Origin of the sequence: Xenorhabdus khoisanae, from assembly GCF_001037465.1 — a bacterium.
Classification (GTDB): Bacteria; Pseudomonadota; Gammaproteobacteria; order Enterobacterales; family Enterobacteriaceae; genus Xenorhabdus; species Xenorhabdus khoisanae.
Window position 1 is genome coordinate 1 of record NZ_LFCV01000216.1, and the last position, 462, is coordinate 462.

Sequence of the window (462 nt, forward strand, 5' to 3'; positions counted from 1 at the left end):
AAACAAACACGGGCAAATGCGGATGAAGCGTTGTCTAAACAAGTTACGCAACTGAAAAGTGAAATCGATCAAAACATCAAAGCCCAGTTAAGTGAAGAAAAACAAACACGTGCAAATGCAGATGAAGCGTTGTCTAAACAAGTTACGCAACTGAAAAGCGAAGTCGATCAAAACATCAAGGCCCAGTTAAGTGAAGAAAAACAAACACGGGCAAATGCGGATGAAGCATTGTCTAAGCAAGTTACGCAACTGAAAAGTGAAGTCGATAAAAACATTAAAGCCCAGTTAAGTGAAGAAAAACAAACACGGGCAAATGCGGATGAAGCATTGTCTAAGCAAGTTACGCAACTGAAAAGTGAAGTCGATAAAAACATTAAAGCCCAGTTAAGTGAAGAAAAGCAAACACGGGCAAATGCGGATGAAGCGTTATCCAGACAGGTTACTCAGATAAAAAGTGAAGTC

The 462-nt window shown here is 39.8% G+C and carries 1 pseudogene; it reads left to right on the forward strand.

What is annotated here, in order from left to right:
• Nucleotides 1-462 (forward strand): annotated as a pseudogene (locus AB204_RS22940) (host specificity protein J); the annotation flags it as partial.